We start from the raw sequence: 19,059 nt of genomic DNA, 5'->3' as shown, positions 1-19,059 counted from the left end.
AGCCATGAAAACCATTACGACCGGCAGCCATCAACCTTGGAACAAAGGAAAATTGGTCGGGCAGAAAGCCCCGCTCCGACTCAAAGATATCTGGGCCATTCGGGTAAGGCTCCAAATCGCGGAGGAAACTCGTGATTTAGCTCTCTTCGATCTGGCCATCGACAGCAAGCTACGAGCCTGCGATTTGACCAAGCTTCGTGTACGCGACGTTGCGCATGGGGAGCACGTGTCATCGCGAGCAATAGTGATGCAGCAGAAAACCCAGCGCCCCGTGCAGTTTGAGATTACTGAGCAAACGCGGGTGGCTCTGGAGGCCTGGATACATCAAGCCCATCTCCATAGCGAGGATTGCCTTTTTCCAAGCCGGCTACACGCCTCACTGCAACTCTCTACCCGGCAATACGCCCGAATCGTCAAAGCTTGGGTAAAAGCTATTGGCCTTGATCCAGCCATGTATGGCACCCACACGATGAGACGTACGAAGGCATCGCTGATCTATCGCAGGACGAAGAATCTGAGAGCAGTTCAGCTCCTGCTAGGCCATACGAAGCTTGAGGGCACGGTGCGATACCTGGGCATTGAGGTCGATGACGCATTGGAGATGGCGGAGCAGACGGAGGTCTGACAACTTACAGCGGCGGTCGAGGTATGACCGTCGCTATCCGACCCATAGCAGACAGCGATCCAAAGCTCTATAGTCAGTACCGGCTGCATCGCCGGCAAGCTGTGCAGGATCAACTAACAGTTGTCCGCATGCCGTATAGGAGCGATTACTATCCGATTTTTGCCCCTTTTTTTTGCTTGATACATTGCGTCGTCAGCCTGGGCTAAAAGCTGATGCGTGTGCATTCCGTGCGTGTCGTAGAAGGCAGTCCCGACACTGACTGAAATTGAAGCTTTCTGACCTTCAAAGCAGAAGTCTATTTTTGCCTCGTTTAGGATGCGGTTCAAAATAACATCGGCTTCGTGCTCATGGTTCAGGTTGCCTAGAATTAATACAAACTCATCTCCTCCGACGCGCGCAAATGTGTCGGAGTTGCGAAGGCAGTGCTGTATGCGCGAGGATACCTCAACTAAAACTTTATCTCCAGTGGCGTGCCCGAAGGTGTCATTAATTTTTTTTAGCCCATCCAAGTCTAAGTATGATATCGCGACCTTTCTTCGAGTTCGATTTGCGTCGTCGGTGGCCAGTTCTAGTCGTTCCATGAGTAAACGGCGATTCGGTAGTCCAGTTAGTGCGTCGTAAAGGGCGATGTCTTTAAGTTCTTTTCTCTGTAGGGCGAGCTCTATGCCCATGTAGGCTGACCAAGCTATGAAGCTACAAATGAGTAGTGCTAGACAGATTGCAAGAAATAGTTTTCTATATCCTAGTTGGTTTATGCGCGCCAGTCTTAGCGTTAATGATGTACCCATTATCTCTCTTTCAATTGAGCGCTGTTGCTCGTCGGGCGCTATGTCGGAGCTGGGTAAGACTTCTAGCTTTCCGGTGATCGGATTTGTTCCAGATATCTCATGGTGATATCCTCTCTGTTTTACGGCTTTCAGATCAAAATCAAGGAAGGAGTTGGTTAAGCTAATGGCAACAACTGTCAGCCCCCAAAATGTTTTATCTTCAGGGTGCTTTCCGATGTAGATCGGTAGGATGCCAATTGCCCCCAAAGACCCATTACCTAGACGTATTGGTCCTTTGAATGTCACTTTGTCTTGAGGTAATTTCAACAGTTCCAAATCGTAGCGATATCCATTGAATAGGCTGGCCAAGTCGCCATTACCAACCAGGAGTGGGCGTGACGCAGGTGCAACCGAGTCAATAGTGCCATTCGGCGCTAGTGCAAGGGCGTAAAGATGTTCGTCATGAGGGACTATGTATTTAGCTAATTCTTGAAAATCGTCAAGTCTGCCTTGGTGGTGTCGGACGGCGGCACCGAGACCGTACGCCGCATTCAATGAGTGGCTAAGGGAGCGTTCAAGCGCATGAGCCAGTTGGTCAGCGGCTTCGTGCGCTTTACCGGTACGTATTTGTCTATAAGAGTCTTCGAGTGCAAATACAATCGTGAGGGCTGTCAGAAATGAGAGGATGAACGCTATAAGAGGAAGAGTCAGTTTAGGCTTAATGGTTGTCCTTGCTATTGTCCCTGGCATGCTCATAAAAAAATCCTATTATTTAATCGAATACTGCTGAGCTGTAGCGCAAAAGGGTGGCTGTTTGAGGTTTGGCGTGAGGCGTAAGGGTGTGGCTGCTGATAGCACGCAAACTGCTAACAGCTAGGTATCATTCCATCAAAAAAGCATCCACTCATACGGATATATCAGGACTTTGTAATAATCAACAAATTAGTTGGCGATGTCGCTTTTTTGTAAGAAGCGTGTCGTGCGGAGGCTCTACCCTGGGCGATGGTGCTGAACATCCCCAACTCAAAAATAGCCGATGCCATGACTAAGAATTAATCGCAGTTGGCTTTGGGCTCTGGCTATTGTGGATGCTGCTGTGGTCATCAGCTATGGCACATGCCGCCCGGTAGAAACGATGTTACTAGAGGCGGCTGGGCGACCATCGGTATCGCGCAGCCCCTGCCAAAATGCTCCAAGCCGGCCTCTCGTACATTTACTCCGAATACCGTCTAGTAGCCTAGGCGATTCTCTTTGTCCAAGATGGCCTAGGTCGCGCATCGCCGACGCGAGATCGACTGCTTGCACTACGCGGGGATAGAGCCCTATGGGATGTATGTTCGAGAGGGATTAGCATTTGCCGCTCACGATCGCGTGTCAGTGTTCATGCAATAGAACGCTGAGATCCATTTTTAGCCCTATCGCTGACGGTGTGGTGTGACTAGCTTTAGCGCCTACCGTCGTCGCGGCAGAGGCTGAGCCATGAATAAGATTCTGGGTGTATACACAAGCGCCAGTCCGCATTGGGTTGGGGACGGTTTCCCGGTGCGCACGCTGTTTTCCTACAGCAACCAAGGGAAGCATATTAGTCCGTTTCTCTTGTTGGACTACGCCGGGCCTCAGGACTTCACTCCAACCGATCAGCGTCGAGGCGTAGGGCAGCACCCTCATCGCGGCTTTGAAACTGTCACGATCGTTTACCAGGGTGAGCTGGAACATCGGGACTCGACAGGCGCAGGTGGGCGTATTGGCCCAGGTGATGTGCAATGGATGACAGCTGCAGCAGGCATCCTGCATGAGGAATTTCACGCTGAAACCTTCAGCCGGGTGGGCGGCACGCTGGAAATGGTGCAGTTGTGGGTCAACTTACCCGCTCACGACAAAATGTCATTGCCGCGGTATCAGACCCTACTTGACCACACCATCCCTGCCATTCCATTGAATCGAGGAGCGGGAACGCTTCGCCTGATCGCCGGTGCGTTCGATGGTCGGCAAGGACCAGCGCTCACCTTCACACCCATTGATGTATGGGACATACGACTCAAACGTGACAGGTCGCTCAAATTGCCACTCTCCAAGGGGCGCAACGTCATTCTGGTGGTGTTGCAAGGCACCTTGCAGGTGAACGGTGACCAGATCGTGCGCGAATCTCAGACAGTGCTGTTTGACCGCATGGGCGATCGGCTGCTGCTGGTAGCGAACGATGATGCCCATGTCCTGTTGTTGAGCGGGGAACCCATCGATGAGCCAATCGCTGGCTATGGGCCTTTCGTGATGAACAGTGAAGCTGAAATCCAGCAGGCGATTCAAGACCTCCAGGCGGGGCGTTTCGGAGTGCTGAACGACTAGCGGTGACGGTGCATCCGTGATGTTCACCTAATCTGATTATCCCCACGAGGGATATGTGGATACGTTCTGCCCTGATTGGCAGGACGGCCTTAAACCCGTGAAAGAGGAACGCATCATGAGCAACTTTGGACAAATCGCCAATCTCAACGGTCAGGTCCCACGGATTGACCCTGACAAGGCCGCGATGCTGTTGATCGATCATCAAAGCGGATTGTTCCAGACGGTTAAGGACATGCCCATGACCGAGCTGCGGGCCAATGCCATCACCCTGGCGAAGATCGCCAGCCTGGCCAAGATCCCGGTGATCACCACTGCCTCTGTTCCACAGGGCCCCAATGGCCCGTTGATCCCTGAAATCCACGAAGCCGCGCCTCATGCCCAGTACGTCGCCCGCAAAGGTGAAATCAATGCCTGGGACAACGCTGAATTCGTTGCCGCTGTTGAAAAAACCGGCCGCAAGCAACTGATCATCGCCGGCACGATCACAAGTGTCTGTATGGCTTTCCCCAGCATCAGCGCCGTGGCGGCCGGCTATCAGGTGTTTGCGGTAATCGATGCATCAGGCACCTACTCCAAGATGGCCCAGGAGATCACCTTGGCGCGCATCGTCCAGGCCGGCGTGGTGCCGATGGACACCGCCGCCGTGTGTTCCGAAGTACAGCAAACCTGGAACCGGCCGGACGCCGCCCAGTGGGCCGAGGCCTACAGCGCGGTGTTCCCCCACTATCAACTCCTGATCGAGAGCTACATGAAGGCTCAGGCGGTGGTGAGCAACCACGAGCAATTGGATTCCGAACGTAAGTAACTTTTTCTACTTCAGAAAGGAACACAACCATGGCTTTCCAATACAAGCGTCTTGACAAGAACAACGCCGCTGTTCTGTTGGTCGATCACCAGACTGGCCTGCTCTCACTGGTACGGGACATCGAGCCTGACCGTTTCAAGAACAATGTGCTTGCCCTGTCGGATCTCGCCAAGTACTTCAAGCTGCCGACCATCCTCACCACGAGCTTCGAGAATGGTCCCAACGGCCCGCTGGTGCCCGAGCTCAAGGAGCAGTTCCCAGATGCGCCTTACATCGCTCGCCCAGGCAATATCAATGCCTGGGACAACGAGGACTTTGTCAAGGCGGTGAAAGCGACCGGCAAAAAGCAACTGATTATCGCCGGCGTGGTGACCGAAGTATGCGTGGCCTTCCCGGCGTTGTCTGCCTTGGAGGAGGGCTTCGATGTCTTCGTGGTCACCGATGCCTCCGGCACCTTCAACGAACTGACCCGCGATTCGGCCTGGCGGCGGATGGAAGCTGCCGGTGCCCAGCTGATGACCTGGTTCGGCGTAGCCTGCGAGTTGCACCGTGACTGGCGCAACGACATCGAAGGCCTGGGCGCGTTGTTCTCCAACCATATCCCGGATTACCGCAACCTGATGACTAGCTTCAGCTTGCTGAACACTTCCAAGTAAGCCCACATCGAGGAGCCGTATCGTGGTGTATGGCTCCTCGAACCGTTGAATTAGTTCAGTATAGGCGTCTCAATGAAAGAGCTCTCCGTCCGCGCATCCTCTACAAGCGCGGCATTCCAGGTCATCTTGACCGATGATCAGCACCACTGGAGTAGCGATGTTCCCGAAGCATTAGGTGGAGGGGGCACCGCACCGACGCCTCACCAACTGCTGCTGTCGTCTTTGGGGGCATGCACGTCCATCACGGTCGCCATGTACGCGCAGCGAAAAGAGATGCCGCTGACGTCCATCGAGGTGAATCTGAGCATCCTGCACGAGCGGCTTGGCAACGATGCCCAGCTCCAGATTTCCCGGGATATTCGTTTGTGTGGCTCACTGAGCGATGAGCAGCGTGCTCGCTTGCTGGATATCGCCAACGCTTGCCCTATTCACAAGGTGCTCAGTGGTGAAATCACCATTGCCAGCACATTGATCGAGTGAGCATGTGTGCCATGAGCGCAAGGCTCCATCGTCGGGTACAAAAAAATGAGTACACACGAAACCCATAGCGAGCTCTCCTCGTCGCACGACTGTCCGATCATTGGCGGTGTGCGGGCGATTCAATGGATCTCGGCGCGAAGTGCCGAGGTCGGCGGTGGTATCCCGGTGAGTCGATTGCTGCCTTCGCGACACCGACGGATGATCGGCGCATGGTGCTTCCTCGACCATGCAGGCCCGGCGGTGTTCAAGTACGACAACGGTTTGCGAGTGGGACCACACCCGCATATTGGTTTGCAAACCTTCACCTGGATGATCGAGGGCGAGGTGCTTCACCGTGACAGCCTGGGCAATACACAGGTGATCCGACCTGGCCAGGTGAATTTGATGACCGCGGGCTACGGAATTACCCATACCGAGGAGTCCTTGCCAGGCCAAGAGCAGTTACACGCCGTCCAGCTGTGGATCGCCTTGCCATCGTCCGCAAGCGACCGCCCGGCAGCCTTCACGCACTATGGTGATTTGCCTCGGTGGCACGTCGACGATTTCGACCTGACCCTGCTGGCCGGAGTTTTTGAACATCATCATGCGCCTGCATGCATCTACTCGCCCCTGATGGGGATAGATCTGGTCGCCGGTGACGCCGCGCGCACTCGCATCAAACTTGATAAAGGGTTCGAATACGGGATCTTGCCCTTGGAGGGCCAGTGGCGAGTCAACAGCGAGGATTTCGGCGCCAACGAACTCGCCTACTTGGGGTGTGGCCTGGACCCGCTCGAGCTGCAAGCTTCCCCTGGAGCTCGCGCCATTCTGGTCGGTGGCCGACCATTTGAGGAGGAGATCTTCCTGTGGTGGAACTACGTCGGGCACACCAAGGAAGCGATCATTCAGGCCCCGCGTGAGTGGGAGGATGGCAGCATCAGGTTCGGTGATGTCACCGGGTTCGACGGCGCGCGTCTGACAGCGCCCACAATTCCTTGGCGAGCTTGAAAATGAGCGCCGCAGTGACTCATCGGTACCTGCTGCTGTGCAATTGGGCGGTTGGCGTGCTGTTGTGTTCGCCCGCCGAGGCCGACAATGCCTTGGGGCAGAAGGACAACATCTTCACTGGCGTCAACGAGCGACAGGCTGTCGAACTGGGCATTGCGCCGGGCTTGATCGAGGGGGCGCGACTGGATGCACTGGCCAGGAATTACTACTTCCAGCGCGACAATCACTCCGACCTGGTCACTCGGGACCCGACTGAATGGGCACAAGGTTTTCTGTTCTCGTTCAGGTCCGGTTTTACCGATACACCGGTTGGCGTGGGTGTGGATGCCCATGGCTTCCTGGGGCTCAAACTCGACGGTGGTGATGGCAGTGGAGGCGCTGGCTTACTTCCGCTGGATGCGTCCCTCAAACCTGAGTCCGAGTTCGCCAGCGCGGGCGCGGCCCTCAAACTCAGGTATCTCGACACCTTGGTCAAAGCAGGTGACCAACTGATCGAGAACCCGATTGTAGCCAGTGGAACGAGTCGCCTGTTCCCACAGGCCTACCGTGGCGTGACGCTGAAGAACTACAGCGTTGAGAACCTGTGGCTGGATGCGGGGTTTGTGGAATCCACCCGACTGCGTAACCAGAGTGGTCATTCCCACCTGGTCACGGCCTATGGCGCGCGCAACAACGCTGGTGTCGCCGCGGACCGCGAAAGCCCGCACATTGGCTGGGTGGGCGCTGCCTATAGCCGACCCGACGGGTTGCAGCTCACCGTCTATGGCGGCCAGCTAGAAGACATGTGGAATCAGTATTACCTAGGGTTGTCGGAAACCTTCCAGATGAATGACGTACTCGTGCTCAAACCCTACCTGCACTATTACAAGACACGGGATCAAGGGCGTAGTCAGTTGGGTGACATCGACAACGACACCTATAGTGTCGGCATTTCAGCGACAGCATATGGTCAGACCCTCACCCTTGGGCTGCAGAAGGTCGATAGTAGAACCCCGTTCGATTACATCACGCAAAACGACCGGATCTTCTTGTACCTGAGCAATTCGCAGCAGTTCGCCGACTTCAACGGCCCTGGAGAAAAATCCTGGCGCTTGCAGTATGAAACCAATCTGGCGGCGCTCGGCGCGCCTTCTCTACAGTTCATCGCGACCTATACACGCGGCGAGGCGGACCTGACCCGGGTGGACCCCAGTAGCATCGGCTATGGCTACATCTACAACCCCGATGGCAAGCACGCCAAGCATTGGGAGCGGGACCTGGCGTTCAAGTATCAGGTGCCTTCAGGCCCGGCCAAGGACCTGTCGCTGACTGTGCGCTGGGCCACGCACCGAGAGGGCGGCGGCTATACTGCGCCAGGCAATACTCGTGGCAACTCCAGCGCGGATGAGTACCGGCTGATCGTCGATTATCCGATCAGCGTGTTTTGAGGCGCCCGATGGCTCCGTTGATCTCTTATTTAAAAATGGCCTTGAACCCTGGCCGCAGGGTGCTGTTTTTCGCCTTGCGCACCATTTTCGCCGGCTTGTTGTGTCTGTACCTGGCGTTCATTTTCGATCTGGAACAGCCGAAGTGGGCGCTGATGACTGTGATCATCATCAGTCTGCCGCTGGCCGGCATGACTCTCAAACGCAGCTTTGCCCAAGTGGTGGGAACAATGGTGGGGGCGGCGGTGGCAGTGGCGATCATGGCACTGTTCCCCCAGGCACCGATGCCTTTCATCGTCTGCCTTGCCCTGTGGCTGGCCTTCTGTACGGCAGGGGGGACCCTGCTGCGTTATACCGACTCGCATGCGTTCGTCCTGAGCGGATTTACCGCTGTGGTGGTGGCGATGCTGGCGGTCCCGGAGCCGGACGGCATCCTCATGCTGGCTATCACACGGCTGACCGAGACCCTTCTCGCGGTGGCCTGCGTCGCGGTGGTCAGCCTGTTGACGGCGCGCCCCCAGGCCGTGGCGCAGGGGTATTTCAGCAAGGTCGACAGTTTGGTCAAGCTGATCGCCCAGCATGCCGCCGAAGTGGTCCGGACCGAGGAGGACGATGCAGCGTTCAATAGGCGCCAGGCTCAACTGATCGCCGAAGTTAGCGCGTTGGAAGGCCTACGTCGGCATCTTTATTTCGATGCCCCGCACTTGCGCAGCGCTGACGGGCTGGTGCAGTTGCTGGCCAACCAGCTGGTGTTGTTGGTGTCGCGCCTGCAGGTATTGCGTCAGCAGCGTGCGCTGATCAAGCAGCATTGGCAAGGGCCGCTGCCGTCGGATATCCAGCTGTTGCGCGAGGCAGAACTCGACAGCCTGGATGCGCTTGCACTTGACGGTGTAGCACTGTCGGCCTCGCGTCGCGAGGCGATCCGCAGGTTGCACCAACGCTTCGACGAAGCCGCCGACCGTGTCGAGTACCTCAACGAGCCATTGTCGCCGCCTATGCGCCCGCTGGCCTGGGCTTTGCGTTGGGAGCAGGCACGCTTACTGGAACAGTTGGACGAACTGATCGAGCTCAACGAAGCGATTCAACAGGGGCGGATGGCCAGTTGCCCCCAGGTGCAAGGGGAGGTCAGCGCTCTGCATCTGGACTTTCGCCTGGCCGGCATGAATGCGGTGCGGGCGTTCCTGGCGCTGTTGCTCTCCGGCTGGCTGTGGATCGAGACGGCTTGGGATGGTGCGCGTTCAGGCGTGATCCTGATGGGCGTCATGTGCTCGCTGATGGCGACGTTACCCCGGCCCTTGCTAGCCAGTCAGAACTACAACCGTGGCTTGCTGGTGGCGATGGTGTTGTCAGCGGTCTACCAGTTCGCCCTGCTGCCGCTCTTCACCGATTTCGAAATGCTCGCATTGTGCCTGATACCACTGCTCTACCTGGCCGCCGTAGGCCTGGCAAGCCCCATGACCGCAGGCATCGGCATGGGTATCGGGCTGATCGGGTTATTGATGATCGGCCCACAAAATGTCGGCACTTACCACAATACGGCCATCCAGTGGTTCGAGTTCGCTGGCGGGTACGCGGCCGCCGGTGTGCTGGCCATGGTGGTGTTCGCTCTGGTGTTTCCATTCAACCCGCAAAAGCGCATGGCCCGGCTGTTCAGCTTGAGCCGCGAGGACGTCTACCAACTGGTGACCGCGCCTTCCAGCTTGGTGCGTCAGTTCGATTTCGAGAGCCGTATGCTGGATCGGCTATCGGCGATGATCGGTGTGCTGCCGGCCACCAGCGATGCTCGTTCCCGGGCGTTGTTCGAGTGCGCTCTGGTGTGCCCCGTGCTGGCGACTGTGTTGGTACAAGCACATGCTCAGTGCACCACCAGCGAGGTGTTGCCGGAATACACGAAGTCGCGTTTGCGCCTAGTGTTGCAGGAGATGGCGGAGGTGATCGGTGCTCGCCGGCAGGTGGACGTCGATGCTTTGCTGCGAGCGTCGGATGAACTGGGTGAGGCCTTGGATGCATTGCACCAGAGACATTCTGATGCTGGGAGGGAGGCTCTGCGTCGGTTGTTCATCTTACGGGTCGCGTTGGCAATCGCCGGCCAGTTGCTGCGGCGCTACCGAGTGGTCCTGGCGCCGAGGGCCGCGCCAAAAGAGGAGGGCGTTTATGCCCATTGATTTTGAGTTCGGCGGTGTTTATCTGCCGCCGATTGCCCAGGCGTTGTTGCTGGCGTTGCCATTGTTCCTGATCGCGGATGCCGTGTTGCGTCGGGCTGGCGTGCTGGCGCTGGTGTGGCACCCAGCCCTGTTTCAGGGGGCTCTGTATGCCACTATCTGCGCGGTGCTGGTGTTGTCGATGGGAGTGAGTCTGTAAAGATGACTGCGTCGAAACCTGTTCTTTCCAAGGCCTTGACCCTGGTGGTCCTTGCGCTTGCGTTGGTACTGGGCTGGTTTGCCTGGGACTACTATACCCGTGCGCCCTGGACACGTGATGCACGGGTGCGAGCAGATGTGGTGACCCTGTCAGCCGAGGTCACGGGTCGCATCATCGACCTGCCGGTGCACGACAACCAGTTCGTCCGCCAGGGCGATCTGCTGCTGCAGATCGATCCTGCTCGCTATGAGCTGGCCGTACTGCATGCCGAACGTGCCGTCGAGGTGGCGCGCGCCGCCCTAGGCCAGTCCCAGGCGTCCATCGTCGCCAACGAGGCCCTGCTCAAGCAGCGTCGCAGCGAGGAGCAGCGGCGGCGCAAGTTGCAATCGCTGTCAGCGATCTCCGCCGAGGAATGGGAGAAATCCAGCACTGACGTGGCGGTGGCCCAAGCTGAGCTGCTGCGTGAGCAGTCCAATCTCGGCCTGGCTCAGGCCAATGTGCAACTTGCCGACGCCACCTTGAAACAAGCGCGGTTCGACCTCGAGCGAACTCGGATCAGTGCCCCGGTCAGCGGCTATGTAACCAACCTGCTGACACGTCAGGGGGACTTCGCTCAACCGGGGACTCCGCTGTTGGCCTTGGTGGACAGCTCCTCGTTCCACGTCAGTGGCTATTTTGAAGAAACAAAGTTGCCTAAGATCAAGGTGGGCAGCCGCGCGCGTATCGCCTTGATGAGTGGTGAGGTGATGGAGGGCACGGTGGAGAGCATCGCTTACGCCATCACCGATCGCGAGAACCAGCCGGGTAACCGGTTGCTGGCCAACGTCAACCCCAGCTACACCTGGGTAAAGCTAGCCCAGCGGATCCCCGTGCGCCTTCGCCTCGAGCGCAGCGCTGATGCGCCACCGTTGCGAGCTGGCACCACAGCGACAGTCACCATTCTGGAATGAAGCTGCATGTTCGATCTGAATGATTTGTATCTTTATACCAAGGTTGTCGAACACGGGGGCTTTGCTTCGGCGGGTAGGATACTTGGCCTGCCAAAATCGCGTTTGAGTCGGCGTGTAAGCAAGCTCGAAGAGCGGTTGGGGGTGCGACTGATTCAGCGCTCCACTCGTCAGTTCACGGTCACCGAACTGGGGCTTGAATATTACAAGCACTGCGTCTCGATGATGGACCGAGCTTTGGCCGCAGAAGATGCAGTCGAGCGCAGCAGGGGGCTACCCAGTGGAGTCATTCGTCTGGCATGCAATACATCACTGTTAGATACGCATTTGGCACCGATGTTGGCACGCTTCATCGCTGAATGCCCGGTGGTGGAGTTGGTGGTCAAGAGCTTTAACCGACGGGTGGATGTCATCGGTGAGGGCTTCGACTTGGTCCTGAGCTTGCATCATCGTCCGCTTGAAAGCAGCGAACTGGTGATGCGCACGCTCGCCGAGAGCCGCCAGTGTCTGGTGGCCACGCCACACTTGCTCGCCGGTCTCGTTCATCCGCTGTTGCCAGCGGACCTCTTCGAGCTCCCGAGCCTTGGCTGGGGGATCAGTGCTCAGGAGTACACTTGGGACCTGGACGGGCCGGACGGCATCGCAACATCTATTCGCTTCCGGCCCCGACTGGTGTCGGACGACTTGGCCGTACTACACGAGGGCGCGTTGGCTGGGGTCGGGGTGGTGGTGTTGCCAGAAGAATTGGTACGTGCCGATCTGGCTAGCGGACGGCTGGTTCATGTATTGGAGCGCTGGAGTCCGCAAAAATTTGAGATCGTAGCCCTGTTTCCGTCGCGACGCGGTCTGATGCCAGCGGTGCGCAAGTTGATCGACTTTCTGGTAAATGAATTCCAAAGTACAACGCGCACGTCATGAATCAGGCGCTCATACTTGAGCACATTGCGGGTGCTGGTATCGTAGTGCTCGCTGAACGACCGCTTTGGGTCGGAAGCGGTCATTCGCGACGGGCTGCATTCGCCCCATAGCAAACTGTGCAGAAGCAGGGCCTAGTCATTTTTCTGACCCCGAGCTGTGTGAGCAATGGTGATCAGAAGGATGTGCGTACTCGCTGCCACTCCTTCCAGCACTCCTCTGGGACGATGTCTCTATAACCCCGCTCTTTCTCCATCGCGAAGGCGACACTGAACGGCACTGCCGTCGCGGTTGCATGATCACGAATTTCAAGCACCTCACGCTCGCTGAGTACTGAGCCTTTACGATCCTCTGCCGCCTTTAACAGTACAACAAGCGCCGGTACGAAAACGAGACATAGCGGGTCTGTAGACAATGGTTAGCCCCTAGCGGAAAAGTAATCCGTACTCCTAGTTGCAGCTTATAGGCCTGAGCGAGCACAGGCAAAGCTCAAGCCCACCTTTGCTGCTTCAGACATTCGCGGCGATCAACTACAGGTCTAAGCCGCCGGTGCGGGCGGTCGCTGTCGACCCAAAGCTGCCGCTCATAGAGGGCAGCTTTCGTCCAGAAGCGGATATCCACGCAGAAGCCATGGAGACCGTCCAAGCCTGATTGTATCTCGTGAGCAAGAAATGCTTCTCGCTCGCCATGGAGCGCGGCAACTCGGGTTGCAACTCCATCTGGGGAACCGAATTCATTTTAGCTGACAAGCACCAACAACTCGCAGTAATGAGCCCGATCAAGCAGACTTACGCCAAAGAAGCATCTTCAAATCTCAACATGTACGGTCGATTTTTAGATTGGGGAAATAACTAGAGGATGGAAGAAGTGCTAAAGGGAAGAGACGTAATTGACGCATTCAAGTCTGACATAGAGGGGTTCTTCTACCCTACGGCAGGCTTTGTAATGAATATCTCTGTGCAAGGCACGCGCACAGCATATAGAGGCAGTGCAGACAGTGGAGGCATCCTGATCAGCACTGACCTCGCGGAATGTGAGGTCGACAGCCTAGAGAGGATGATGTTTATACTCCTGGTTCTGGGCCACGAGACAGCACACCTACTCAACGTGCATGGCGGATTTCGAGATGAGTCCAACCAAGACACCAAGGCTCTTGAAGTATGGGCAGACTTCTTCGGCACTAAGGTAGCCATGGTGGCAATGACGATTGGCGACAGGATACAAGACATGGTGACCGGGTTGCCCGGCGGGAAGGAGACGGGTGCGCGCGTGGAGGCGATTGGCGCGGCAATCGGCCTATTAGGAACGACGTATTTCGAGACCGGAAGTACCCGATATGAGCCCGCACCTGTTCGTGTGGCGACTTGTGTTGCGGGCGTCATGTCTGCACTGGACACATTTTGGTCGTTGAATGGTATCCCGCGCAACGTAGGGCGTTCGATGTCGCTGCAACTGCGGCTGTATAAGTCGCCCGCAATGCGCTTGATGCTCAGCAAAGTGGAAGGTACGGGCGTTCCTGAGCGCGGTCAGTTCCCGACCATTCGACGAATTCATCAGCACATCCAGAGCGACAGAACCTCCATAACAGTGGGCATGCTCCCTATCCCATCGGCTTGGCTGCACACTAACTATGAGGGAAGCGAGCAGGAGCGTATGGCGGAAGCAGAACGGCAGCTGGATAAGCTGAAGGAAGAGCTCGCTAAACTTGGGCTGGATCTGCCTGAGGACTGGTAGGAACGCTACTGTTCGAAAACCTTGACTTATCATATGGGGGACTACCCTTTTGATGCAGTTCGACATTAGCGGCGCTGGGGCCAGTCAATAGGTCGACGTATAACCAGACCGCGCGCTCGCGTCAGAGACTGGCACACATTCCAGCCGACACGCATGTGGATGTCCGCTTAGGGTCGATTGCGGCCACTCGCGACCGTCTGCCTTCGATCCAAGGCGGGCGCTCACCATTGGCACATTTCGCCAATAGGCAGACTTGAAGCATCTTGGCTAGGGGGGCTAACTGGATTCGCCTGCGCGAGATAAAGCTTGGAGGACATCGATGGCTTTAGCGGCATCATCCTTGGCCACGAAAATGTGATCATGGTAGAACGCGGCGATCACGTTGCAACTGATGCCAGCCTTTCCGAGTGCGGTCGCGAATGCGGCCGTCAAACCCACCGCATCAAGCGCTGAGTGGATCGTGAGCGTGATCCAAGCCGCCACAAAATTGTACTCAAGGCCCAGTGCATCAGCGCGTTCGCGCTCAATGATGACAGTGAAGCCTTCTTTTTCGCGGAATGTACCAAGTACATCGGTACCCAGAAGCGCGGACGCGTCCGGCACTGTGCAGAATACAAAGTCGCCTTCATTGAGGACTGGGCTCATGCCGCGGAGCAGGGCTGAGATGGATTTTTCGCCTGACATAGGGTTACTCCCGCTTGAAAGGCAGTAGTGTGCATTTCAGCGGGTCATTAGTTTAATCAATTCTACTCATTATCGATTAGTTCTACTTATGCAAGATCCCGCCCAAGTCACCTTTCGTTCACCAGGCTAGACCAGGTCTGCCAGACGCGAGTGGCGCCATGCAGTAGAGGGCTGTTGTAGCCTCCTGTGTAGAGCATTCGAGCGCCGCCAGTAGGCAAGCATGCAAACTGTCCTTGCGCTGCGCTCGATGAAACGCAACCCCGTGCCTAGTTCGTGGGCAAGAGGATCACGAAGTTCTTTTTCATATCTTCCAGCACGGTCCATTTCCCCTTGGCGCCCGGCTCGATAATGAACGTGTCCCCAGCGGCCAGTGTGAGGGGGGCGCAACCTTCAAGTTCAATGACGCAGCATCCACTCAGGACATGGCAGAACTCCCAAACTTTGTAGTCGATGCGCCACGCTCCGGTGCTGGCTTCCCATTCTCCAGAAATGCGACCTTGCTGTTCATCGTGATAGTACTTGGACGTCAGCGTATGAGGGGTGCCTTCCACGACCTCTTCAAAAAAAGGCAGGTCGCGCACCGGTTGGATATCCAGTTCGCGGAACACGGTCAGTTTCTTGTTCATGGTTTTTTCTCGAGCACGTTGTGGGTAGGGCGATACATCAAATAGGCTTCGCCGGTTACGCTCAGCATGGGGTGCGGAACGATCTGGCAGGTTTTAACAATTTGAAAACCGTGACGTTCATAGAAGCGGCGTGCACCGTGGTTTTCTGCATAATCGATCAGGCATAGCCCATCCAGGCCAGCGTCGTCGGCGCGCTGCTGGGCGTGGCGAAGAAACTGGACGCCCAGCCCCTGGCTGCGCCAGGCCTCATCTAACGCCAGGCTGGATATGTATAAGGTGGCGGGTATTTCCATGTCGGAATAAGGCGCGAGGACCGGGTCTGTCTCGACAGGCCTGTCAGGGGTCTCGCGCAAGGCATAGCTATGCATCATGCCGATGACGCGCCCTTCGAAAGTGGCCATCAAGCAGTTCTTGTAGGAAAAGTCACCCTGTTCCCTGGCATAGCGAGACGCACCGACACTCAGCAATGCTTCTCCTGGCACGGCAAGCTTGCTCCATATGTAATCGGCCATGCCCTCCGATGTCAGTTGAAAGAAGCGCGCAATATCGTGCGCGTCCGCGGCTTGAGCGGGTCTGAATTCGATAGACATGTACGGTGCTCCCATGGGATCGGGTAGTTCGTTTTCAAGGATTACGCCTTTGACAGGGTGGCAGGGTAGGCGGGTTTAACGGTTCCCATCATGCTCTGGGCGAACACCGTCAGCATGGTGTGCGACGCTATCCCACGATCAAAGGCTCGTGGCCGTCTAATGGCTCAAGCCTGGGAAATCGATCGATCAGTTGCCGGAGGTGGTGAGGCGAGAAGCAGGGCAACGTGTACTTCCATGGCGGGATGGCAGGATTCAGCGCGGGTTTGCCTCCTAGTGGGGGCGTCTAGGAGCCGCACTGGCTATCGCTGGAATTTCGGTAATCTTCGGTGGCGACCTGCAGCCGGTTTTAGCCTGCAAGGTGCTGCGCTCACCTCCATTGCCGGCACCGGCTATGGGGCCTTTTCGGTTGCCATGAAACGTATGGAGGTATCGGGAGGGCTGCACTTCACCCGGCTGTTGTTGCTCTTTGGCAGCCTGTATCTGCTGATGCCGGCTGCCGCCGAACGTTTCGTGATCGGCGAGTTGTCGCCGCTGCTGGCGCTGGCTACGCTGCCGACAATCCTCGGTTTATTCTGCACCACCAAGGCCATCGAGTACCTTAAGCCATCCCACGTCCAAGCGTTGGAGCTTACGGAGCCACTGTTCGCCAGAAGTCGTCATGTGAACCAGTTCAACGCCCGAGGCTCGCAATTGAGTAGCACGTGTTTGAGTTCACTGAATTCCTCCAGGCCCGTCGCCGATAGCTCGCGGCCGATGCCGCTGGCCTTGAAACCACCCCAGGGCGCCTGGGGAAATGCCAGGTTGTAATCGTTCACCCACAGTGTCCCAACCCGCAGCCGCCGGGCCATGCGATTGGCGCAGCCCAGGTCGCCGGTCCAGACCCCGGCCGCCAGGCCATAGGGCGTATCGTTGGCCAACCGCACGGCATGTGCCTCGTCGGTGAAGCGTTCGACGGTGATTACCGGGCCGAAAATTTCTTCGCGAGCAATGCGCATGTCGGCCTGCACGTCACTGAGCAGGGTAGGGCGTAACCAGAACCCCTTTTCCAGGTGCGCATCCGTGGGGCGCTGGCCGCCGGCGCGCAGGCGAGCGCCTTCGCCTTGTGCCGCCTGGATCAGCGACAGCACGCGATTCCGCTGGGCCGCCGATATCAGAGGCCCCATACGCGTGCGGCTGTCGAAGCCATCGCCGAGAACAATAGCGTCGATGCGTTCGACCAGGCGCGCGACGAAGCGATCATGCACGGAGGCTTGCAACAGCAGGCGCGAGCCGGCCGAGCACACCTGCCCTGCGTTGAAGAACACGGCGTTGAGCGCCTGGTCCAGGGCCACGTCGAGGTCGGCATCAGCAAACACGATATTTGGGTTTTTGCCACCGAGCTCCAGCGCCAGGCGCTTGAAGTTGCCACTGGCGGCCTGCATCACCTTGGCACCGGCTTGGGCGCCACCGGTGAACGACACCATGTCCACCCGGTCGCTGAGCGCCATGTGGTGGCCTACGGTGCCATCGCCGCAGACCAGGTTGAACACCCCGGCTGGCAGCGCCAGGGCGGCCAGCAAAGCCGTCAGGTGCAAGGCACTTAGCGGCGTCAGTTCGCTGGGCTTGAGAATCACCGTGTTGCCCGCAGCCAAGGCGGGGGCGAGCTTCCAGGCGGTTTGCAGCAGAGGGTAGTTCCACGGCACGATCAACGCGCAGACACCTACCGGCTCATGGCGTGTGACGCTGATGACGTGGTCGGGGGCATGCGGGTGAGCGCGATCGGTGCGCGCTTCAAGCAGCCCTGCGTAGTAGCGGAAGGTGGCCACCACGCAGGCCATATCGGCCTCGCTCTCGCACAGGGTCTTGCCGGTGTTGAGGGTTTCCAGGCGCGCCAGTTGCGCGGCATCGGCTTCGATGGCTGCCGCGATGCGCAGCAGCCAGGCGCTGCGCTCACTCGGTGGCAACTGCGGCCAAGGGCCGTGGTCGAAGGCGTGACGGGCGGCGTCGATCGCGGCGTCGACATCCTGGGCGCCGGCTTCTGGCGCCAAGGCCAGCAAGGACTCGTTGGCGGGGTTGAGGATTTCCCGATAGCGGCCGCTGTGTGGCTCACGCCATTGCCCTGCGATGAATAGCGATTGATGGGACACACTGAGTCTCCTGGCTTGCCTATGTATGGGCACACCATAGACAGGCAGCAGGGTGCGAACTTGACGAAATACGACAGGCCAGTGCTGCGCTCGTTCGCGACAAGGCAGGTCGCATCGCATCAAGTCAAAAGCGTCGCCATCCCTAGACTCGAAGGGTATGAACGCGCCCCCGAGGGGCGCGCCTGCCGCCCGAGGAGCTGCCATGCACAACTCATCCATCGCTGTTCTAGACGCCCATGCCCAGGCCCGCGTCGAGCTCGCCTGCGCATTTCGCTGGACCGCCCGCCTAGGGATGCACGAGGCGATTGCCAACCATTTCAGCCTGGCTGTTTCCGAGGATGGCCGGCGTTTTCTGATCAATCCCTATGGCCGGCATTTTTCCAGGATCCGCGCCAGCGACTTGCTGCTGCTCGATGCCGACGACCCCTCGGCGTTGCAGCGCCCCGGGGCGCCGGACATCACTGCCTGGGCCCTGCATGGCGCCTTGCACCGGCGGCATCCGCATGCGCGCTGCATCCTGCATGTGCATTCGAAGTACGCCACCGCCTTGGCCTGTTTGGCCGACTCGCGCCTGCCACCGATCGAGCAGAACGCCATGCGCTTCTTCGAGCGCGTGGCCATCGACGAGGGGTTCGACGGCATGGGGCTGGGGGATGAAGCCGAGCGGGTAAGCCGCCAGTTGGGCGACAAGCCGATTCTGCTGATGGGCAACCACGGTGTGCTGGTGGCGGCCCCAAGCGTGGCCCAGGCCTTCGACGACCTCTACTACTTCGAGCGGGCCTGCGAGCTTTACCTCACCGCGCTTGCCAGCGGCCGCCCTCTGCGTATCGCCAGCGATGCCGTGGCGCGCAAGACAGCCCGGCAATGGCTTGATTATCCGGATTTCGCCGCCCGCCATTTCGCTGCGCTGCAGGAAATCCTCGATGAGCAGGAGCCGGACTATCGCAGCTGAGTGCATACGCCCGTGCATTGTCACGCCCACCCTG

Annotated in this window: 19 protein-coding genes and 1 pseudogene; 14 read left to right on the top strand and 6 right to left on the bottom strand. The window is 57.9% G+C overall.

The features are described 5' to 3' along the window. The first annotated feature begins 4 nt into the window (after positions 1–4). A complete protein-coding gene (locus ACNQP3_RS15740; RefSeq protein ID WP_264316191.1) occupies positions 5–625 on the top strand; it encodes a tyrosine-type recombinase/integrase in 621 nt (206 codons plus the stop codon). A 113-nt stretch (positions 626–738) separates the two neighbouring features. On the opposite strand, the gene ACNQP3_RS15735 is transcribed toward ACNQP3_RS15740, so the two are convergent. Further along, complete coding sequence (locus ACNQP3_RS15735; RefSeq protein WP_264316190.1) at positions 739–2,148, bottom strand: sensor domain-containing diguanylate cyclase; 1,410 nt, start codon at positions 2,146–2,148, stop codon at positions 739–741. Positions 2,149–2,871: 723 nt separating this feature from the next. Between ACNQP3_RS15735 and ACNQP3_RS15730 the strand changes: the two genes are divergently transcribed. The 10 genes from ACNQP3_RS15730 (at position 2,872) to ACNQP3_RS15685 (ending at position 12,316) form a co-directional block, all read left to right on the top strand. Next, a complete protein-coding gene (locus ACNQP3_RS15730) occupies positions 2,872–3,738 on the top strand; it encodes a pirin family protein (protein WP_264316189.1) in 867 nt (288 codons plus the stop codon). A gap of 115 nt (positions 3,739–3,853) precedes the next feature. Continuing rightward, positions 3,854–4,543, top strand: a complete 690-nt coding sequence (locus ACNQP3_RS15725; protein WP_264316188.1) for a hydrolase — start codon at positions 3,854–3,856, stop codon at positions 4,541–4,543. A 29-nt stretch (positions 4,544–4,572) separates the two neighbouring features. After that, positions 4,573–5,199 (top strand): isochorismate family cysteine hydrolase YcaC, encoded by a 627-nt coding sequence (gene ycaC / locus ACNQP3_RS15720; RefSeq protein ID WP_264316187.1) that lies wholly within the window; start codon positions 4,573–4,575, stop codon positions 5,197–5,199. Between the two features lie 72 nt (positions 5,200–5,271). Continuing rightward, the gene (locus ACNQP3_RS15715; RefSeq protein WP_264316186.1) at positions 5,272–5,679 is read left to right on the top strand and encodes an OsmC family protein; all 408 of its coding nucleotides are present in this window, start codon (positions 5,272–5,274) and stop codon (positions 5,677–5,679) included. Between the two features lie 45 nt (positions 5,680–5,724). After that, positions 5,725–6,666 (top strand): pirin family protein, encoded by a 942-nt coding sequence (locus tag ACNQP3_RS15710; RefSeq protein ID WP_264316185.1) that lies wholly within the window; start codon positions 5,725–5,727, stop codon positions 6,664–6,666. 2 nt (positions 6,667–6,668) lie between these two features. Beyond that, positions 6,669–8,093 (top strand): OprD family porin, encoded by a 1,425-nt coding sequence (locus ACNQP3_RS15705; protein ID WP_264316184.1) that lies wholly within the window; start codon positions 6,669–6,671, stop codon positions 8,091–8,093. A gap of 8 nt (positions 8,094–8,101) precedes the next feature. Next, positions 8,102–10,255 (top strand): FUSC family protein, encoded by a 2,154-nt coding sequence (locus ACNQP3_RS15700; RefSeq protein ID WP_264316183.1) that lies wholly within the window; start codon positions 8,102–8,104, stop codon positions 10,253–10,255. Next, positions 10,245–10,451: a DUF1656 domain-containing protein gene (locus ACNQP3_RS15695; RefSeq protein WP_264316182.1), complete on the top strand. Its 207-nt coding sequence runs from the start codon at positions 10,245–10,247 to the stop codon at positions 10,449–10,451. The genes ACNQP3_RS15700 and ACNQP3_RS15695 overlap by 11 nt, the downstream gene beginning before the upstream one ends. Before the next feature lie 2 nt (positions 10,452–10,453). Then, complete coding sequence (locus ACNQP3_RS15690) at positions 10,454–11,401, top strand: HlyD family secretion protein (protein ID WP_264316181.1); 948 nt, start codon at positions 10,454–10,456, stop codon at positions 11,399–11,401. A 6-nt stretch (positions 11,402–11,407) separates the two neighbouring features. Further along, on the top strand, positions 11,408–12,316 hold the full coding sequence (locus ACNQP3_RS15685) for a LysR substrate-binding domain-containing protein (protein ID WP_264316180.1): 909 nt from the start codon (positions 11,408–11,410) through the stop codon (positions 12,314–12,316). A 172-nt stretch (positions 12,317–12,488) separates the two neighbouring features. Here ACNQP3_RS15685 and ACNQP3_RS15680 read toward each other — a convergent pair whose 3' ends face one another. Further along, positions 12,489–12,728 (bottom strand): hypothetical protein, encoded by a 240-nt coding sequence (locus ACNQP3_RS15680; RefSeq protein WP_264316179.1) that lies wholly within the window; start codon positions 12,726–12,728, stop codon positions 12,489–12,491. Between the two features lie 443 nt (positions 12,729–13,171). Here ACNQP3_RS15680 and ACNQP3_RS15675 point away from each other — a divergent pair, with 443 nt between their 5' ends. Continuing rightward, on the top strand, positions 13,172–14,047 hold the full coding sequence (locus ACNQP3_RS15675) for a hypothetical protein (protein ID WP_264316178.1): 876 nt from the start codon (positions 13,172–13,174) through the stop codon (positions 14,045–14,047). 276 nt (positions 14,048–14,323) lie between these two features. Here ACNQP3_RS15675 and ACNQP3_RS15670 read toward each other — a convergent pair whose 3' ends face one another. From ACNQP3_RS15670 to ACNQP3_RS15660, 3 genes are all read right to left on the bottom strand, one after another. Next, positions 14,324–14,731, bottom strand: coding sequence for an ACT domain-containing protein (locus ACNQP3_RS15670; RefSeq protein WP_264316177.1), 408 nt, complete (start codon positions 14,729–14,731; stop codon positions 14,324–14,326). Between the two features lie 266 nt (positions 14,732–14,997). Next, positions 14,998–15,357 (bottom strand): cupin domain-containing protein, encoded by a 360-nt coding sequence (locus ACNQP3_RS15665; RefSeq protein ID WP_012272649.1) that lies wholly within the window; start codon positions 15,355–15,357, stop codon positions 14,998–15,000. Beyond that, positions 15,354–15,947: a GNAT family N-acetyltransferase gene (locus ACNQP3_RS15660; RefSeq protein WP_012272648.1), complete on the bottom strand. Its 594-nt coding sequence runs from the start codon at positions 15,945–15,947 to the stop codon at positions 15,354–15,356. Before ACNQP3_RS15660 ends, ACNQP3_RS15665 begins: the two co-directional genes overlap by 4 nt. Positions 15,948–16,230: 283 nt before the next feature. Here ACNQP3_RS15660 and ACNQP3_RS15655 point away from each other — a divergent pair. Further along, a pseudogene (locus tag ACNQP3_RS15655) lies at positions 16,231–16,595 on the top strand (EamA family transporter); the annotation flags it as partial. A gap of 8 nt (positions 16,596–16,603) precedes the next feature. Here the strand turns inward: ACNQP3_RS15655 and ACNQP3_RS15650 are convergent. Continuing rightward, entirely contained in the window at positions 16,604–18,073 is a 1,470-nt protein-coding gene (locus ACNQP3_RS15650; protein ID WP_012272646.1) for an aldehyde dehydrogenase family protein, read from the bottom strand. A gap of 202 nt (positions 18,074–18,275) precedes the next feature. Here ACNQP3_RS15650 and ACNQP3_RS15645 point away from each other — a divergent pair, with 202 nt between their 5' ends. After that, the gene (locus ACNQP3_RS15645; protein ID WP_060492520.1) at positions 18,276–19,025 is read left to right on the top strand and encodes a class II aldolase and adducin N-terminal domain-containing protein; all 750 of its coding nucleotides are present in this window, start codon (positions 18,276–18,278) and stop codon (positions 19,023–19,025) included. Positions 19,026–19,059: the final 34 nt, after the last annotated feature.

The organism is Pseudomonas sp. LFS074, from assembly GCF_047978165.1.
Lineage (GTDB): Bacteria > Pseudomonadota > Gammaproteobacteria > Pseudomonadales > Pseudomonadaceae > Aquipseudomonas > Aquipseudomonas putida_P.
The sequence above is the reverse complement of the archived record's forward strand: the minus strand, read 5'-3'. Positions and strand labels throughout refer to the sequence as shown.

What these genes read in the sequence shown, in the direction of transcription:
- ACNQP3_RS15740 (WP_264316191.1), top strand. Translation starts at nt 5, where the DNA reads ATGAAAACCATTACGACCGGCAGCCATCAACCTTGGAACAAAGGAAAA.
- ACNQP3_RS15735 (WP_264316190.1), bottom strand. Translation starts at nt 2,148, where the DNA reads ATGAGCATGCCAGGGACAATAGCAAGGACAACCATTAAGCCTAAACTG.
- ACNQP3_RS15730 (WP_264316189.1), top strand. Translation starts at nt 2,872, where the DNA reads ATGAATAAGATTCTGGGTGTATACACAAGCGCCAGTCCGCATTGGGTT.
- ACNQP3_RS15725 (WP_264316188.1), top strand. Translation starts at nt 3,854, where the DNA reads ATGAGCAACTTTGGACAAATCGCCAATCTCAACGGTCAGGTCCCACGG.
- ycaC (WP_264316187.1), top strand. Translation starts at nt 4,573, where the DNA reads ATGGCTTTCCAATACAAGCGTCTTGACAAGAACAACGCCGCTGTTCTG.
- ACNQP3_RS15715 (WP_264316186.1), top strand. Translation starts at nt 5,272, where the DNA reads ATGAAAGAGCTCTCCGTCCGCGCATCCTCTACAAGCGCGGCATTCCAG.
- ACNQP3_RS15710 (WP_264316185.1), top strand. Translation starts at nt 5,725, where the DNA reads ATGAGTACACACGAAACCCATAGCGAGCTCTCCTCGTCGCACGACTGT.
- ACNQP3_RS15705 (WP_264316184.1), top strand. Translation starts at nt 6,669, where the DNA reads ATGAGCGCCGCAGTGACTCATCGGTACCTGCTGCTGTGCAATTGGGCG.
- ACNQP3_RS15700 (WP_264316183.1), top strand. Translation starts at nt 8,102, where the DNA reads ATGGCTCCGTTGATCTCTTATTTAAAAATGGCCTTGAACCCTGGCCGC.
- ACNQP3_RS15695 (WP_264316182.1), top strand. Translation starts at nt 10,245, where the DNA reads ATGCCCATTGATTTTGAGTTCGGCGGTGTTTATCTGCCGCCGATTGCC.
- ACNQP3_RS15690 (WP_264316181.1), top strand. Translation starts at nt 10,454, where the DNA reads ATGACTGCGTCGAAACCTGTTCTTTCCAAGGCCTTGACCCTGGTGGTC.
- ACNQP3_RS15685 (WP_264316180.1), top strand. Translation starts at nt 11,408, where the DNA reads ATGTTCGATCTGAATGATTTGTATCTTTATACCAAGGTTGTCGAACAC.
- ACNQP3_RS15675 (WP_264316178.1), top strand. Translation starts at nt 13,172, where the DNA reads ATGGAAGAAGTGCTAAAGGGAAGAGACGTAATTGACGCATTCAAGTCT.
- ACNQP3_RS15670 (WP_264316177.1), bottom strand. Translation starts at nt 14,731, where the DNA reads ATGTCAGGCGAAAAATCCATCTCAGCCCTGCTCCGCGGCATGAGCCCA.
- ACNQP3_RS15665 (WP_012272649.1), bottom strand. Translation starts at nt 15,357, where the DNA reads ATGAACAAGAAACTGACCGTGTTCCGCGAACTGGATATCCAACCGGTG.
- ACNQP3_RS15660 (WP_012272648.1), bottom strand. Translation starts at nt 15,947, where the DNA reads ATGTCTATCGAATTCAGACCCGCTCAAGCCGCGGACGCGCACGATATT.
- ACNQP3_RS15645 (WP_060492520.1), top strand. Translation starts at nt 18,276, where the DNA reads ATGCACAACTCATCCATCGCTGTTCTAGACGCCCATGCCCAGGCCCGC.